The sequence below is a fragment of the Frigoribacterium sp. ACAM 257 genome, assembly GCF_007954365.1.
GTDB lineage: Bacteria > Actinomycetota > Actinomycetes > Actinomycetales > Microbacteriaceae > Frigoribacterium.
The window spans coordinates 146,412-161,914 of the sequence record NZ_VOLO01000005.1 but is presented as its reverse complement, the minus strand read 5'-3'; the positions used below and the strand labels follow the sequence as shown (position 1 = coordinate 161,914).

The following is a 15,503-nucleotide window of genomic DNA, read 5'->3' as shown; positions in this document are numbered from 1 at the left end:
GGGCGGGACCAGAGCGGCGACGAAGGTCGGCAGAGGGAGCGCTGTGACCGTGCGGGCGGAGCCTGCGAGTCAGCGGGCGGGGCAGCTCTCGCGGAGCAGGACCTCGACGGGCAGGGTCACCCGCAGAGGAGGCGCGCTCGGGTCGGTCAGCCGCGTCACGATGGTGCGCACCGCGACCCGGCCGAGGTCGTTCATCGGCTGGCGCACCGTCGTGAGGCGCGGCGTCGAGAAGCGGCCCGCCTCGATGCCGTCGAATCCCGTCACGGCGACCCGGCCCGGCACGTCCACCCCGTGCGCGACGAACGCGTCGAGCACTCCGAGCGCCGACTGGTCGTTGGCGCAGACGACGGCCTGCGGGAGGGGGTCCGGGGAGGCGACCAGCGCCTCCCCGGCTCGCCTGCCGCCCTCGCGGGAGAAGTCGCCGCGCTCGACGCGGACGCGCACAGGGCCGTGGCCCTGCCGCGTGGCGGCCGCCGTCGCCGCCGTCGCCGCCACGACGGCCTCGTCGAAGCCTCGGTGCCGGTCGGCCTCGTCGGGAGAGTCGCCGGGGCCCGCCACGTAGACGACGTCCCTGACGCGGCCGCCTCCGTCGCGCCCGAGCACGAAGTCCGTCAGGGCCCGCATCCCCGCGGTGTTGTCGACGCCGACGTGGTCGAGCTCGTCACCCGGCCGGGAGTCGGCGAGCACGACGACGGGGATGCGCCGCGACACGTGCGCCAGGAGGTCGTCGGGCACGGTCTGCGCGAGGACGGCTAGGCCGTCCACCCTGCCGGCGATGTCGTTCAGCATGACCTCTCGGCTGGAGCCCCGTCCCGCGGCGACCATGAGGGCGAAGCCGCGCCTCCAGGACTCGACCTCCGCGCCGCGGAGCACCTCGTCGAAGTACAGGTTCGCGGGGTTCGACGCGGAGCGCGGGGCGTCGGTCGCAGTCGCGTTCGCGTTCGCGTTCGCGTTGGCGTTCGCGTTCGCGTTGGCGTTCGCGGTCGCGGCCGCGGCCGCGTTCGCCGTCTCGGTGCCGGTCGTCGCAGGAGGCGCCGGTCGCCCCTCGCGGTCGTCGATCAGCGGGATGCGGCTCGCGTCCGCGACGCGTTCCCAGTCGGGCTCGGGCAGGTCGATGCCGTCGTGGCCGGGGAGGAACAGCCCCAGCACACCGTGTCGCCGACCTGCGAGCCCCCGCGCCGCGCCGCTCGGCACGTAGCCGAGCGAGCGCACCGAGTCGAGCACGCGGGCCCGCGTCTCGGGGCGCACGTCGTCGGGACGACGGAGGACGCGGGAGACGGTGGCGATCGAGACGCCGGCGTGGGCGGCCACGTCGTAGACGGTGGGGGCCTTGGTCACGGGGTCGGTCCGGCGCAGGGCATGGCGTCCATCCTAGGCACGGGGCGAGACGAGGCCCGGGCTGCGGGGCTGCGGGGCTGCGCAGGGCCGCCGGGGCGCCCCCTGGCCTAGCCGTCGGTCCGCGCGTCGCCGCGACGACGGAGCAGACGCGCCGTGACGAGCGCGGCGACACCGGCGACGAGGAGGAGCACGGCGGCCGACAGGGGCTCGGCCGGGTCGGAGCCGGTCCAGGCCAGGGCCGCGCCCCGCGGGGAGGCGGCCGCGACGGTGCCGGTGCCCGCGGGCGCGGTGCCGGGGGCGAGTCCGGGGACGGCGGCGGGGGGCACGGCGACCGGGGGCACGACGGCGGCAGCGGCGACGGTGAACAGCACCGGGTCGGTGAAGGTCGACCGGGTGCCGTCGGAGACCACCTGGAGCGCCGTCGCCCCGTAGGCGCCGGCGGGGACGCCCGTGAAGGCCACGGAGAACGCTCCCGTGGCGCCGGTCTGGATCGTCGCCACGGAGGACCCGAGCCCGGGGTCGCACGCGACGGACTCGCCGACCACGTCGACCACGTCGACCGCACGGGCCTGCGGCGAGGTCGCCCCCCGCCGCTCGACGCCCTCGATGTCGTCGGCGGTCGCGAGGACGACGGAGACCAGGGCGCCCGGCTCGGCCGTCCCCGTCACGGTGACCGTGCCGGTCTCGACCGTCGCCCCGGTGGCCGGAGCCGTCAAGGTGGGCCCGGCCAGCGCCTCCTCGACCATCAGGTCGAGCGTCGCGCGGCTGCCCGCGTCGCCGGTCAGCACGAGCGTGCTCGGGCCTGCCGGGAGGAAGGGACTGAGGACCGCGGGGCCGTCGATGCGCCCCTCGGCATCGGCGACGAGCTCGCCCTCGAGTCGCTGCCCGTCGGGAGCGACCACCGTCACGGTCTCGCCCTGGACGAAGTTGGCGCCGAGGACGCGGAAGGGACGGCCGGCCTGGACCGTGCCGTCAGCCACCGCCGCGACCGGACCGACCGTCGGGACGACGTCCTCGGTGACCGCCGCGAAGGCGTTCACGAGCCCGGCGCCGAAGTAGCGGGAGCCGGTGAGGTCGCCGGCACCCGCGACGGGGGCGGCCTGCTGCTCGAGCAGCGCCTGCAGCTCGGCGGGCGACGCGCCGGGGTGGGTCGCGACGAGGAGGGCGGCGACGCCGGCGACGTGCGGCGAGGCCATCGACGTGCCGTCCTTCAGCCCGTACCCGCCGGGGACGGTGCTGACGATCGACGTTCCCGGGGCGGCGACGTCGATGACGCCCTCGCCGTAGTTCGACGTCTGCGACTTCACGATCGAGCCGTCGGCCTGCTGCGCCACGGACGCCACGGCCACCACTCCCGGGATCTCGGTCGGGATGGTCGAGCAGCCCTCGTTCAGCGGACGGTCCTCGACGGGTTCCGAGTCGTTGGGGCTCGAGCTGCTGGTCGTCTTGTTCGCGAGGTCGTAGTTCGAGTTGCCCGCGGCGGCGACGTTGATCACGCCCTGCTGCTCGGAGAACTCGACGGCGCGGGTCACGGCCTCGAGCGCCGGGGCCTGGTCGATCTCGGTGGAGCACCAGAACTCCCACGGATCGACGTAGTAGCTGTTGTTGGTCACGTCGAAGTCGTGCTCCGCAGCCCACATAAAGCCGCAGAGGGCGTACTCGGGGTAGATCGACCCGGCGTCGCTGACGACCTTGACGCTCGCGAGCGTCGCGCCGGGCGCGACGCCGACGATGCCCACGCCGTTGTCGGCCGCGGCGATGGTGCCGGCCACGTGGGTGCCGTGGTCGCTCTGCGCCGGGACCCAGGCGGCCTGCGCCTGGTCGGGCTGCCCGTTGACGACACAGCCGACCGACAGGGAGGCGTCGACCTGGCCCGCGAGGTCGGGGTGCGCCACGTCGATGCCGCTGTCGAGCACGCCGACGACGACTCCGTCGCCGGTCTCGATCTCCCGAGCCTCGGGGGCCTCGATGACGGCCATGTCCCACTGGGCGCGCTCGAGGGGGTCGATCGGGGCGGCCTGCGTGCCCTGCGCGTCGCTCGACTGCTCGACGGCCTGCGTGCCCTGCGTGCCGGTGCCCGCGGCGCTGGCCGTCGCCTGGTCCACGACGGCCGGCGCCTGGTCGACGGCTGCCGGCACCTGGTCGACGGCTGCCGGCACGGGGCCGCCGGCCGGGGGCACGACCTCGGCCCCCGCGACCGGGGCGGTGCGGGTCGGCCCCGCCGACTCGACGCCGGGAGCCTTGCGCATCACCGCGAGGAAGCCGCCGTCACGGGACTGCGCGGTGACGACGCCGATCTCGGGATACTGCGAGAGGACGACTCCGCCTGCGGCGACGACCGCGGCCGAGACGGCTGCGACGGCGGTCTCGCTCCGCACGGTGGTGTTCAGGACGTAGTTCATGACCACGCCGTCGGCCACGCGGGCTGACGCGACGGGGGGCGGGTCGGCGGCGGCGGCCTCGGCGGCGGGCACTTCTGCGGCGGGGGCGTCTGCGGAAGGCGTCTCTGCGAGAGGCTCGTCGGCGGAGGGCGTCTCGGCGGCCGGCGTCCCCGCGGCCGGCGTCCCCGCGAGCGGCTCGTCCTCCGCCGGGGCGGCGTCGGGGTCGACCGCCGGGTCGACCGCCCGGTCGACGGCCGGGTCGACGGCCGCGGGCGCGACGTCGTCCCCGTCCGCGGCGAACACGGCGGTGGGTGCGAGCACCAGGGCGGTCGTGAGCGCCAGGGCGGTCGCCCAGCGCGCCCCCCGGCGTCGGACGGATGTGATCACGTGGTGGCTCCTGGTGTCGGGCGCACGGCGACGGGCGCGAGCCACGAGAACCAGGTCGCCCGGCCCCCTGGCCGAGCGGCCCTCGGGGCCGGATGTACCCCAGGGTAAAGGGCCGCCTCCCCCGGCGCGCAACGCATCCGCGATCCGAGCCGCCCGCTGTACCCCGCCGCACCGTGCAGCAAGCGCGTCGCCGCCCCGATGAGGCGTCGCATCGTGTTCCGAGCATCGCGTCACGCTGTGCCAAGACGTGACGCTCGGAACGTGATGCGACAGCAGCCTGTGCACAGATATCACGGCCCTCCGGCGAAGTCGGGCAGGGTCGACGCGTGATCGACGACGACCCCCTCCCCCTCCTGTTCCGGACGACGGGCCTCGGGTCCGGCTCGCGCGAGGCGACCAGGCTGCGTCGCGCCGCCGCGGCAGGGCGCCTGAGGCGCCTCCATCCGGGCTCGTTCGTCGCGCGACACGACTGGGACGCGCTCACTCCTCGCCGGCGTCACGTGCTCCTGGTCGAGTCCGCCCTGGGCCGCACCGGCCCGAGGCACGTGGTCTCGCACCTGTCGGCCGCCGCGCTGCTCGGCTCGCCGGTGCTCCGCGACTGGCCCGACCGGGTGCACGTGACCGATCCGGACGCCCGCGGCGCTCAGTCGACGGCGGCCGTCGTGAAGCACCCGGGCCCGCTCGAGGACGACGAGGTGTCGTCGCTGCGCGGCACCTCGCTCACCACCCCTGCACGCACGGCGGCCGACCTCGCTCTCGGCACCCGGTCGCTGGACGAGGTGACGGTCGTCGTCGACGACCTTCTGCACCGAGGGCTCACGACGAAGGAGGCGGTGCTCGCCTCCCTCGACCGGCGACCGCGGGCGCGCGGCCAGACGGGCGCCCGCCGTGCCCTGGCGTTCGCGGACGACCGCTCCGAGTCGGCGGGCGAGTCGCTCACCCGGGTCCTCCTGCACCAGCTCGGCGCGCCCGCGCCCGTGCTGCAACGACGGTTCGAGCTCGGACGCGGCCGCTGGGACCCGCACGTCGACTTCTGGTTCCCCGAACAGGGCTGCGTGCTCGAGTTCGACGGCGTCGTCAAGTACACGCAGAGCCGATGGCGAGGCTCGCTGACGCCCGAGCAGGTCGTCGTGAAGGAGAAGATCCGGGAGGACGCGATCCGCGCCCGGCCCGAGGTGCACTCGTTCGTGCGGTGCACCTGGTGGCACCTGGGCGACCCTCGGCGGCTGCGGACGCTGCTCGTCAGCGCGGGCGTGCCGTGCAGCCGCTGACGCGCCGGGCGCCGGGCGCCGGGCCCCGGGCCCCGGGCCCCGGGCAGTGTCGCATCGTGTTCCGAGCATCGCGTCACGCTGTGCCGAGACGTGACGCTCGGAACGTGATGCGACACGAGGAGGCGGCGGCGCGGTCCGCAGGAGCGCGCCCGCCGGCAGCGGCGCGCAGGGAGGAGCAGGCGGGCGCAGCGGCGGCGTGGTCCGCAGGCGACGGGGAGCCGCGCGGTTACGCACCGTGACGACTCCCCCGCGGGGCCGACCCGCACCTCCGTACGCTCGGGTGATGGCCCCGAGCGACACCACCACGACCGCCCGCGACACCATCTCGAACCTGCTCGACGAGCGCCGGACGTTCCCGCCGCCGAGCGCGCTCGCCGGCGCTGCCGCCGCCCCGAACGTCACGAGCGACGAGCACGCCAGGGCCGCGGCCGACCCCGTCGCGTTCTGGGAGGAGCAGGCCCGCCGCCTCGAGTGGGCGACGCCGTGGAACACGGCGCACACGTGGCGGCCCGTCGCCGAGCGAGGGGACGGCAGCCTCACCGTGCCCGAGGCGACCTGGTTCGCGGGCGGCCGCCTCAACGTCGCCGTCAACTGCGTCGACCGGCACGTCGCCGCGGGCAACGGCGAGAAGGTCGCGCTGCACGTCGAGGGCGAGCCCGGCGACCGGCGCGACGTCACGTACGCGCAGCTGCAGCGCGAGGTCGTGAAGGCCGCGAACGGCCTCCGCAGCCTCGGGATCGAGAAGGGCGACCGGGTCGTCGTCTACCTGCCCGTCATCGCCGAGACGATCGTCGTGACGCTGGCGATCGCGAGGATCGGCGCGATCCACTCGCTCGTGTTCGGGGGCTTCTCGGGCGAGGCCCTGAAGTTCCGCGTCGAGGACACGGGCGCGAAGCTGCTCGTCACCACCGACGGGCAGTTCCGTCGAGGAGGCGCGGTGCCGGTCAAGGCGAACGCCGACCACGCGGTGAGTGGCGAGAACCAGGTCGAGCACGTGCTCGTCGTGCGGCGCACCGGCGACGAGACCCCCGACGTCCCGTGGACCGAGGGCCGCGACCTGTGGTGGCACGACGTGGTCGACCCGCAGCCCGACACCGACGAGCCGGAGGCGTTCGACGCCGAGACGCCCCTCTTCATCATGTACACGAGCGGCACGACCGGGAAGCCGAAGGGGCTCGTGCACACGAGCGGCGGCTACCTCACGGCCGCGAGCTGGACCCACTGGGCCGTGTTCGACGCGAAGCGCGACGACGTGCACTGGTGCACGGCCGACCTCGCCTGGGTCACGGCCCACACCTACGAGATCTACGGCCCGCTCTCGAACGGCCTCACGCAGGTGATCTACGAGGGCACGCCCGACACCCCGCACCCTGCCCGGCACCTCGAGATCATCGAGCGCTACGGCGTGACGACGTACTACACGGCGCCGACCCTGGTGCGGACGCTCGCCTCGTGGTTCCCCGACGGCCTGCCGACCGACTTCGACCTCAGCTCGCTCCGGCTGCTCGGCACGGTCGGCGAGGCGATCAACCCGGAGGCGTGGGTCTGGTTCCGCGAGCAGTTCGGCCGGGGCGAGCTGCCGATCGTCGACACCTGGTGGCAGTCGGAGACGGGCGCGGCCGTGATGGCCCCGCTGCCGGGCGTCGACACCCTCAAGCCCGGCTCGTCGCTGCGGGCTCTGCCCGGAGTCTCGACCGCGATCGTCGACGAGGCCGGCGAGCGCGTCCCGAACGGCTCCGGCGGCTACCTCGTCGTGCAGCAGACGCCGCCGTCGCTGGCGCGCACGGTCTGGGGCGACCCCGAGCGCTACCGCGACAGCTACTGGGCGAAGTACTGGAAGCAGGGCTGGTTCTTCTCCGGCGACGGCGCCAAGTACGACGACGACGGCGACATCTGGCTGCTCGGCCGCGTCGACGACGTCATCAACGTGTCGGGCCACCGCCTCTCGACGATCGAGATCGAGTCGTCGCTGGTCGCGCATCCCCTCGTCGCCGAGGCGGCCGTGGTCGGCGTGGCCGACGAGCGCACCGGGCAGGCGATCGCCGCGTTCGTCGTCCCGGCGACCCGCCCCGCAGGAGGCGCGGTGCGCGACGCCGGCGACGCCTCCGAACCGCAGGTCTGGGCCGCGCTCTCGGGGTCGGCGTCGGGCTCGCTCTCGCCCCTGCTGCGGGCCCACGTCGCCGACCAGATCGGCCCCGTGGCGAAGCCCGCGACGGTGCTCGTCGTCCCCGACCTGCCGAAGACCCGCTCGGGCAAGATCATGCGGCGCCTGCTGGGCGACGTCTCGGAGGGGCGCGGGCTCGGCGACACGACCAGCCTGCAGGACGCGTCGGTGCCGGGGCGGATCGCGGCCGTCCTCGCGGAGGTGCGGGGCGCCTCCTAGGGTCCGCTGTCGGCTCTGCGCCCTCAAGTGGTCAGAAGACGTCCTCCCGGGGCGCGAGGGGAACACGTCCTGACCACTCGGCACGGCTCCGACGCCCGGGGGCGCACCGGGGCGCAGCGGGGCGCAGCGGGAATCTTGCGCGCCGAGCGACGGTTCACCTCGGTGGCCCGACGTCGCGCCGGCCCCTCCCCGTCACCACCACGAAAGCCGGTCCACCGTGTCGCTCTCCGAGACCACCACCTCCAGCTCCACCGCCCCGTCCACCGTCCGCACCGCCGAGACCAGCGTGCCGATCGTCGACCTGCTCGACGAGCGCTGGAGCCCCCGCTCGTTCGACCCGACGGCCGAGATCAGCGACCGCCAGCTGGACGCCCTGCTCGAGGCCGCCCGCTGGGCCCCGTCGGCCCAGAACCACCAGCCCCGCCGCTTCGTCGTGGCCCGTCGCGGCACCGAGACCTTCGACACGATCGTCGGCGCCCTGCTGAGCTTCAACGCGATGTGGGCCGGGAACGCCTCCGCGCTGATCGTCGCCCTGGCCGAGACCTCGACCGTCGAGGGCGACGACCGGCCGACCGCCGAGTACGACCTGGGCCAGGCCGTCGCGCACCTCAGCGTCCAGGCGCACGCGGAGGGCTTCCACACCCACCAGATGGCCGGCGTCGAGTGGGAGAAGCTGGTCGCGGCGTTCGACCTGCCCGCGAACCTGGAGCCCGTCACCGTGACCGCCGTCGGCGTCGTGGACGAGGCCGACAAGCTGATCGAGGCGCTGGCCGAGCGCGAGACCGCGCCGCGCGTCCGCCTGTCGCTCGACGAGCTGGTGCTGCGCCGCGACTAGCCGGCGCTGCCGCTGCCCGCGCGCTGACCGTCCAGACCCCTCGGACCCGCGTGCACCCCTCCGCGCGAGCGAGGGCGTGCGCGGGTCCGAGGGGTCTCGCCGTGATCCGGCCGCCTCATCCGCTGGGGCGACGGCGCAGGAGGCGCGGGTCATCCTGCAGGACCGCACTCGCGCCACCGACGGCGGACGTCCGGGGACGCGCGGCTCCGTAGCGTCGAGGACGGGCCGGTGGACGCCGGCCCCGCACGCGAGGAGACACCATGACCGACGACCGCACGCCCCCCGAGGACCCCGCCGACGAGGCCGACCAGCCGAACGCCGCGCAGCAGGACGCCGCTCACCCGGCCGCCGACCAGCAGCACGCGGAAGGGCAGGCCGCCGACCAGCAGGTGACCCACGACCTCGGCGCCCCCGCACCCGATGCCGTAGCTCCGCCGGCGCCGGCGGGTGCGAGCGGCTGGGCGATCGCTGCCCTCGTCGTCGGCATCGGCGCGTTCCTCGTCGGGCTCGTGCCCGTGGTCGGCCTGCTCGTCGCGCTCGTCGGCGTCGCACTCGGCATCGTCGCGCTGGTCCGCCGTCGCCGTGCTCAGTCGGGACTCGGCCTGGGCGTCACGGGCGTTGCGCTCTCCGGCGTCGCCGCCGTCACGAACGTCGTCGTCGTGGCCGCGCTCGTCGTCGCCGTGCCCCTCGGGGCCCGCCTCGCCGACGAGGCCGCGAACAGCTGGTACGGCGGGGACCAGGGGCAGGTCCAGGGCGACGACCCGGACGACTCCGGCCTCGGCGAGGGCGACGCCGGCCTCGACGGCATCGCCGACCGGGCCACGACGAGCACCTCGTGCTGGTCGTTCTCGCTCCCCGACGACACCTGGCTCTCCGAGGACCACAGCGACGCCGTCTCCTGCTCCACGTCGGTGCTCGTGGCCGACGGCACTGACCTCACCTGGGTCGATGCCGCGGCCGTGCCTGCCGCGGTCTCGGCCGGCCTCGTCCCCTCGACGAGCACCGACCGGGTCGCGGACGCCGTCGCGGCCCTACGGCAGAGCTGGCTCCCGCGCCTCGGCACCGTCGTCGGCGAGCCGGAGCAGACCACTCTCGACGGCGAGCCGGCCGCGCTCGTCCGCCTCGCGACCGGCCCCGACCTCGGCACGCCCGTGGCGGTCGTCGTCGCCTGGTCTCCCGAGGACGCGGCGGGCACCTCCTCGCTCACCCTCGTGACCCTCGGCGACAGCGAGTCCGAGTTCGACCACGTCGACGCAGACGACCGCACCCGCGCCGCCGCGACCGAGCGCACGCTCACGAGCCTCACCGGCTCCTGGGACTGGGCCGGCCGCTGACCCGGAGTCCGTGCTGGTCCCTCGCACCGCACCCGCACCTCCTCGTCCCCTGATGGCGCAGGAGGCGCGGGTGCGGTTGGCTGGGGCCATGTCGATCTCCTCCACGGCCGCCAAGGCCGAACTCCTCCGCTCGCTTCACGTGCCCGGCGACCCGCTCGTGGTCACCAACGTGTGGGACAGCATCACCGCCCGCGTCGTCGCGGGCGCCCCCGGAGTCACCGCGCTCGCCACCGCGTCGCACTCGATCAGCGAGGCCCACGGCGTCGAGGACGGCGAGGGGCTCGACGTCGACCAGATGCTGGACGCCGTCCGGCTCGTGATCCGTGCCGTCGACCTCCCCGTCTCGGTCGACTTCGAGAAGGCCTACGCGACGGACGCGGCCGGCACGCTCGACAACGTCTGGCGCCTGATCGAGGAGGGCGCCGCGGGCCTGAACATCGAGGACAGCATCGGCCAGGCGAAGGCCCCGCTCTACGACGTCGACACCCAGGTGTCCAAGGTCGCCGCCGCCCGCCAGGCCGGCGACCGCGCCGGTGTCCCCATCGTCATCAACGCCCGCGTCGACGCGCTGGCCGGCGACCCCGACAGCTTCGACGACGCCGTGCTGCGGGCGAACGCCTACCTCGACGCCGGCGCCGACTGCGCCTTCGTGCTGGGCCTCGGCACCGAGGACCTGGTCAAGCGGGCCCTCGACGAGATCCACGGCAAGGTCAGCGTCATCTCGGGCCCTGACTCCGTGCCGCTCGCCCGCCTCGCCGAGCTGGGCGTCTCGCGCGTCAGCTTCGGGCCGATGACGATGGGCCTCACGCTGTCGCACCTGCGCGACGCCGCCGAGCAGCTCACCGCCAGGGGCGACTACCCCCGCGAGCTCGGCTTCGGCTTCTAGCGCAGCACCCCGCACGCACGAGGGAGGCCCCGACGACTCAGGTCGTCGGGGCCTCTCTCGTGCGTGCAGCCGGACTCAGTCGTCAGCCTTCGCCTTCGCCTTCGCGTCGGCCTTGTCGGCCTTTCGCTTGGCCTTGGCCTCGTCGTCGGCGGCGTCGTCCTTCGCCTTGGCCCGGTCGAGGTCGTCGGAGTCGGCGTCCGCGTGGTCGTCGCCGCGCCGGGCGTTGCCGCCGCGCGCCTCCTCGGCCTCCTGCCGCTCGATCGACTCGGCGGCGGCCTGGCGGAGCCGCATGCCGTCGAGCTCGTCCTGCGCCGCGACCGCCTGCTTCTTCTCGCTCTGCGCGGTGTCGCGCGGCGGCAGCAGGATGTCCTTCTCGGCCTTCATGCCGGCTTGCAGCTCGCGGCCACGCTCGATCTCGGCGTCGAACTCGGCGCCGAACAGCAGCGCCAGGTTGGTGATCCAGAGCCACAGCAGGAACACGATCACGGCACCGAGCGAGCCGTAGGTCTTGTTGTAGTTCGAGAAGTTCGCGACGTAGAAGCCGAAGCCGGCGCTGGCGATGCCCCAGATGACGATCGCGGTGATCGAGCCGAGGCTCATCCAGCGGAACTTCGGCTGGCGGATGTTCGGCGAGAAGTAGTAGAGCACCGCGACGACCACCACGACGATGACCAGCAGCACGGGCCACTTGACGATGCTCCAGACGAAGACCGACGTCGAGCCGAGGCCGACCACGTCGCCGACCGTCTGGGCGACGTCGCCGCTCAGCACGAGGATGAGCCCCGCGACCACGATCAGCACCACGGTGAAGGCCGTGATGGCGAGCATCGTCGGGCGGAGCTTCCAGACCGGACGCCCCTCGTCGACGTTGTAGATGCGGTTCATCGCCCGGCCGAAGCCGCCGACGTAGCCGGAGGCCGACCACAGGGCGCCGAGCACGCCGACGACGAGGGCGATGCCGGCCGCCTGCGAGGCGATCAGCTCCTGGATGGGGCCACGCAGGGTGGCGGCGACGGAGGCGCCGCCGAGCTGCGTCAGGAGATCGAGCACCGCGTCGGTCGTCGGCCCGGCCTGGCCGAACACGCCCAGCAGCGCGACGATGGCGAGCAGCCCGGGGAAGATCGCGAGCACGGCGTAGTACGTGAGCGACGCCGCGAGGTCGGTGCACTGGTCGGACCCGAACTCGCGCAGGGTCTTCTTCAGGACGTAGCCCCACGACCGTGCGTGCAGGTCGTCGGGGCTGTCGGGCTTGCGGCTGTCGTTCGGCTCGGGCGCCGTCTCGTCCCGACGCGTGCTGGTCTGTGCCATGGGGTCTCGTGTTCCTGTCCTACGAACGAGATGGGTGATGCAGTGCGAGGTGATGCAGTGCGAGGTGATGCAGAAGACGGCAGGAGGCGCGCCCCCTGCCGTCCGTCAGCGTCGCGTCAGCGTCGCGCGATCTTGACGACGCCGGCGATGATCGCGGCGACGCCGGCCACGCCGGCGGCCGCCGTGGCGATCACGGGTGCCGGGTCGTCGTCGAGGCGGCGCTTGACGCTCGCCGTGAGGCGCCTGGCGTGGGCGGGGACGCTCAGCTTGTCCTCGATGGCGTCGAGGGTCTCCTTGAACTGCTCGCGGGTGCGGGCGATGTCCAGCTCGATCTCGGGGATGCTCGCGCCCTCGCGCGGGCCGGGCTTCTGCTCGTTCTTGTCGTCGCCCATCAGACGTCGGTGCCCTTCGTGCTCTTCGTGCTCGTCCCCTTGAGGGCGGCCACGTCGGCCTTGACGCTGTCGACGGCCTGTTGCGGCACGGGCGGGACGCCCTTCTTGAGCGCCTTGACGCCCAGCAGCGCGAGCACGCCGGTGATCACCAGCAGCACGGCCGCCACGATCAGGGCGGCCAGCCACGGCGCCACCACGGTCGCGAGCCCCAGCACACCGGCGGTGATCAGCACGGCGAGCAGGAAGAAGCCGAAGAGCGCGGCGCCGACCAGCAGCCCTGCGCCGACCCCCGCCTCCTTCAGCTTGGTGACGAGCTCGGTCTTGGCGAGCTGGATCTCGCCCCTGATGAGGCGGGAGATGAGCTCGGGCAGGCTGCCGAGCAGCGAGCCGAGCGACTTCTTGGTGCTCTGTTCCGGTGCCTTGAGGTCACTCACCGACGTTCACCCCGGGCAGCTTCGCGGCGCCCTCGCTGTCGGAGCCGGCGCTCTTGGCGGAGTCCGCGACGTCGTCGGCCTTGTCGGACGCCTTCGAGGCGACGGACTTGGCCTTCGAGGCTGCGTCGCCGGCGGCGCCCTGCAGCTTCTTGCCCACGACGGGGGCGTTCTCCTTCACGAAGTCCTCGGCCTGGTGGACCGTCTTCTGCACAGAGGGGTTCTCCCACAGGCTCTCGGCCTGCGACTTGATCTTGACGTAGGCACCGCGCCCGGCACGTGCTCCCAGCACGTAGCCCACAGCTGCTCCGGCGACGAAGAGGATCTTGCCCTTCATGAGTGCTCCATTCAGTTCGAGGTCGACCGGGCCTCAGCGGCCCAGGACACCAACGCTGGCACAGACCCCCGGCTACAGCCCAGATTCGCAGGACCGCCCTGCGGCCCGGGGTACAGCCACGTCGTTCAGGAGGAGCGACGAGCGCCCCGACTGTGGACGGCCGGCAGCGACGACGCCGAGGAGGCGGGGGTCGCATCGGCCAGGACGGCCACCGGAGCAGGAACGGGAACCGCCCGCACCCGGCGCGACCACCAGCGGGGCGGGAGCTCGCGGCCCCACGCGGCGAGCGCCTCCTCGACGAGGCGCAGCACGCACCAGCCGAAGAGCACGACGAGCAGCACGTTGCGCGCGCCGAGCACCGCGACGGCCACGGGGTCCAGGTCGATCAGCGGCAGGTAGAGCACGGGGAACACCAGCGTCGTCAGCCCGGCCGCCCACGCGACGATCCTCGCCGGGGCACGGAAGGCGGCTGCGTCCGCCCACAGGCCCGCCGCGACCACCGGCGCGATCCACAGGACGTACTGGGGCGACCCGACCTTGTTGAAGACGATCAGGGTGATCGTCAGCGTCAGCGCCCCCAGCAGGACGAGACGGGGCTCGTGCCCGGTGACGGCAGGGGCGTCGCTGCCGACCCGACCCGCACGGCCGGCCTGCGCCCGCCTGGCCTGCGCCCGCCCGGCCCGTGCCCGCCCGGCCGCCGCGACCGCCAGCAGCCCGACGAGCGCGAGCATCACGACGCCCATGGCCTGCGTGCTGCCGTGCACCGCCCAGGTGTCGCCCGGCCCCATCACCTCGCGGGTCGCGAGCCCGACGTTCTCGTACACGGAGGCGCCGGGGACCCCCAGCATCGCCATCCACAGCCACGGGGTGGCGAGCGGCGCCTCGAGCTGCAGCGCCCGGTCCGACTGCATCGTGACGAAGCCGTCCACCGACGACAGGCCCCCGCCGACGGCGACCACCGCGACGACGACGAGCGTCACCCACAGGCACGCCCGCACGACCGTCGCGCGTCCTCGGCTCGCGACCACGACGGCCGCGACGACGGCCGCGGGCCAGACCTTGACCCAGGTGGCCGCGGCGAGCAGCGCGCCCGCCACGCGGGGCCGGGTGCCGAGCAGGAGGAGGGCCGCGACCACGGCGGGCGCGCTGAACGCCTCGAGGCGGAGGAACGCGACCGGGCTCAGGAGGAACAAGACCAGCAGCCACCACCACGCCGCCGGGGCGTCGACCGTGCGGCGCCCGCGGTCGGTGAGCAGCCAGAGCGACGCCGCGTTCGCAGCCGTCACGAGCACGAGCCAGACGAGCTGGTAGAGCGACTCGCCCAGCAGGTTCGGCAGCACGACGGGCAGCAGCGCGCCGGCCGGGTAGACCCAGGCGAAGTCCATGACGGGCCAGCGGCCCTCGCTCAGGGCGCCGGTGGCCCAGGTGCGGTACAGGGGCAGGTCGCCCTCCGCGCCTCCTCGGAGCATCAGCGGCGTCAGGGCGACGAAGACGGCGGCGTGCAGGGCCGCGAAGGTCCACCAGATCGCGCGGGGCTGCTGGCGGAACACGCCCCAGACCCGGCGCAGGTGCCCGACACGGGCACGCAGTGACGAGGAGGCGGCGGTCGAGGGCGTGCGCGAGCTCACCCTGCGGACGCTAGGGCGTGCACCTTTCGACGAGGTGAACACGGGGCGTACGATGCCGCGCATGGACCGATGGAGCTCCGACGACGACCCGCGCACGGCTGCGCCAGGGCCAGAGGACGACCAGGCGACGCGCGGCGACGAGAGCGACGACGACAGGCCGGTCGGCTGGTGGCTGACCCGGGTCGAGCGGCTGCTCGACCAGCGGTTCGCCGAGGCCCTCGACGAGCACGGCGTCACGCGCCGCCAGTGGCAGGTGCTGGAGGCCCTCGAGCGGGGCGTCCAGCCCGGCGCCGACGAGTCCCTCGCGGCGGCGACCGGCTCGACCGCGTCCGCGGACGGGCCGGCCGACGACGACCAGTCGCTGGTCGACGACCTCGGCGAGCTCGTCGAGAGCGGCTGGGTCGCGGTCGAGACCGACGGCCTCGGCGCGAGCCGGCACTCGCTCACCGAGCGGGGCGCGGTGGCGCACGCGAAGCTGCGCGACGTGGTGCTCGGCATCGGCGCGGACGCCTTCGCGGGCGTCAGCCCTGACGACCGCGAGACGGCGCTGCGCGTGCTGCGGAGGGCCGTCGGCAACCTGGGCGGCTGACCC

Annotated in this window: 13 protein-coding genes; 6 read left to right on the top strand and 7 right to left on the bottom strand. The window is 74.3% G+C overall.

The window, feature by feature from the left end; all coding sequences use genetic code 11:
- Positions 1 to 69: 69 nt before the first annotated feature.
- Together ES689_RS13835 and ES689_RS13830 are read right to left on the bottom strand one after the other, a co-directional pair.
- The gene (locus ES689_RS13835; RefSeq protein WP_146905819.1) at positions 70 to 1,338 is read right to left on the bottom strand and encodes a LacI family DNA-binding transcriptional regulator; all 1,269 of its coding nucleotides are present in this window, start codon (positions 1,336 to 1,338) and stop codon (positions 70 to 72) included.
- Between the two features lie 107 nt (positions 1,339 to 1,445).
- Positions 1,446 to 4,106 (bottom strand): S8 family serine peptidase, encoded by a 2,661-nt coding sequence (locus ES689_RS13830; protein ID WP_146905817.1) that lies wholly within the window; start codon positions 4,104 to 4,106, stop codon positions 1,446 to 1,448.
- A gap of 326 nt (positions 4,107 to 4,432) precedes the next feature.
- On the opposite strand from ES689_RS13830, the gene ES689_RS13825 reads away from it, so the two are divergent.
- From ES689_RS13825 to ES689_RS13805, 5 genes are all read left to right on the top strand, one after another.
- Positions 4,433 to 5,377: a hypothetical protein gene (locus tag ES689_RS13825; protein WP_146905815.1), complete on the top strand. Its 945-nt coding sequence runs from the start codon at positions 4,433 to 4,435 to the stop codon at positions 5,375 to 5,377.
- A gap of 283 nt (positions 5,378 to 5,660) precedes the next feature.
- Positions 5,661 to 7,760, top strand: coding sequence for an acetate--CoA ligase (gene acs, locus ES689_RS13820; protein ID WP_146905813.1), 2,100 nt, complete (start codon positions 5,661 to 5,663; stop codon positions 7,758 to 7,760).
- Between the two features lie 217 nt (positions 7,761 to 7,977).
- Entirely contained in the window at positions 7,978 to 8,595 is a 618-nt protein-coding gene (locus ES689_RS13815) for a nitroreductase family protein (RefSeq protein WP_146905811.1), read from the top strand.
- Positions 8,596 to 8,855: 260 nt separating this feature from the next.
- Entirely contained in the window at positions 8,856 to 9,929 is a 1,074-nt protein-coding gene (locus ES689_RS13810; RefSeq protein ID WP_146905809.1) for a DUF4190 domain-containing protein, read from the top strand.
- Between the two features lie 88 nt (positions 9,930 to 10,017).
- Complete coding sequence (locus ES689_RS13805) at positions 10,018 to 10,815, top strand: isocitrate lyase/phosphoenolpyruvate mutase family protein (RefSeq protein WP_146905806.1); 798 nt, start codon at positions 10,018 to 10,020, stop codon at positions 10,813 to 10,815.
- A 75-nt stretch (positions 10,816 to 10,890) separates the two neighbouring features.
- On the opposite strand, the gene ES689_RS13800 is transcribed toward ES689_RS13805, so the two are convergent.
- The 5 genes from ES689_RS13800 to ES689_RS13780 form a co-directional block, all read right to left on the bottom strand.
- Positions 10,891 to 12,123 (bottom strand): YihY/virulence factor BrkB family protein, encoded by a 1,233-nt coding sequence (locus ES689_RS13800; RefSeq protein WP_223269620.1) that lies wholly within the window; start codon positions 12,121 to 12,123, stop codon positions 10,891 to 10,893.
- A gap of 116 nt (positions 12,124 to 12,239) precedes the next feature.
- Positions 12,240 to 12,515, bottom strand: a complete 276-nt coding sequence (locus tag ES689_RS13795) for a DUF3618 domain-containing protein (protein WP_146905803.1) — start codon at positions 12,513 to 12,515, stop codon at positions 12,240 to 12,242.
- Positions 12,515 to 12,949: a phage holin family protein gene (locus ES689_RS13790; RefSeq protein ID WP_146905800.1), complete on the bottom strand. Its 435-nt coding sequence runs from the start codon at positions 12,947 to 12,949 to the stop codon at positions 12,515 to 12,517. Before ES689_RS13790 ends, ES689_RS13795 begins: the two co-directional genes overlap by 1 nt.
- Positions 12,942 to 13,283, bottom strand: a complete 342-nt coding sequence (locus tag ES689_RS13785) for a YtxH domain-containing protein (RefSeq protein WP_191330485.1) — start codon at positions 13,281 to 13,283, stop codon at positions 12,942 to 12,944. The genes ES689_RS13790 and ES689_RS13785 overlap by 8 nt, the downstream gene beginning before the upstream one ends.
- Positions 13,284 to 13,408: 125 nt before the next feature.
- Positions 13,409 to 14,911, bottom strand: a complete 1,503-nt coding sequence (locus tag ES689_RS13780) for a glycosyltransferase 87 family protein (protein WP_191330483.1) — start codon at positions 14,909 to 14,911, stop codon at positions 13,409 to 13,411.
- A gap of 61 nt (positions 14,912 to 14,972) precedes the next feature.
- Between ES689_RS13780 and ES689_RS13775 the strand changes: the two genes are divergently transcribed.
- A complete protein-coding gene (locus ES689_RS13775; protein WP_146905794.1) occupies positions 14,973 to 15,500 on the top strand; it encodes a MarR family winged helix-turn-helix transcriptional regulator in 528 nt (175 codons plus the stop codon).
- The last annotated feature ends 3 nt before the right edge of the window (positions 15,501 to 15,503 follow it).

What these genes read in the sequence shown, in the direction of transcription:
- ES689_RS13810 (WP_146905809.1), top strand. Translation starts at nt 8,856, where the DNA reads ATGACCGACGACCGCACGCCCCCCGAGGACCCCGCCGACGAGGCCGAC.
- ES689_RS13795 (WP_146905803.1), bottom strand. Translation starts at nt 12,515, where the DNA reads ATGGGCGACGACAAGAACGAGCAGAAGCCCGGCCCGCGCGAGGGCGCG.
- ES689_RS13775 (WP_146905794.1), top strand. Translation starts at nt 14,973, where the DNA reads ATGGACCGATGGAGCTCCGACGACGACCCGCGCACGGCTGCGCCAGGG.
- ES689_RS13805 (WP_146905806.1), top strand. Translation starts at nt 10,018, where the DNA reads ATGTCGATCTCCTCCACGGCCGCCAAGGCCGAACTCCTCCGCTCGCTT.
- ES689_RS13800 (WP_223269620.1), bottom strand. Translation starts at nt 12,123, where the DNA reads ATGGCACAGACCAGCACGCGTCGGGACGAGACGGCGCCCGAGCCGAAC.
- ES689_RS13785 (WP_191330485.1), bottom strand. Translation starts at nt 13,283, where the DNA reads ATGAAGGGCAAGATCCTCTTCGTCGCCGGAGCAGCTGTGGGCTACGTG.
- acs (WP_146905813.1), top strand. Translation starts at nt 5,661, where the DNA reads ATGGCCCCGAGCGACACCACCACGACCGCCCGCGACACCATCTCGAAC.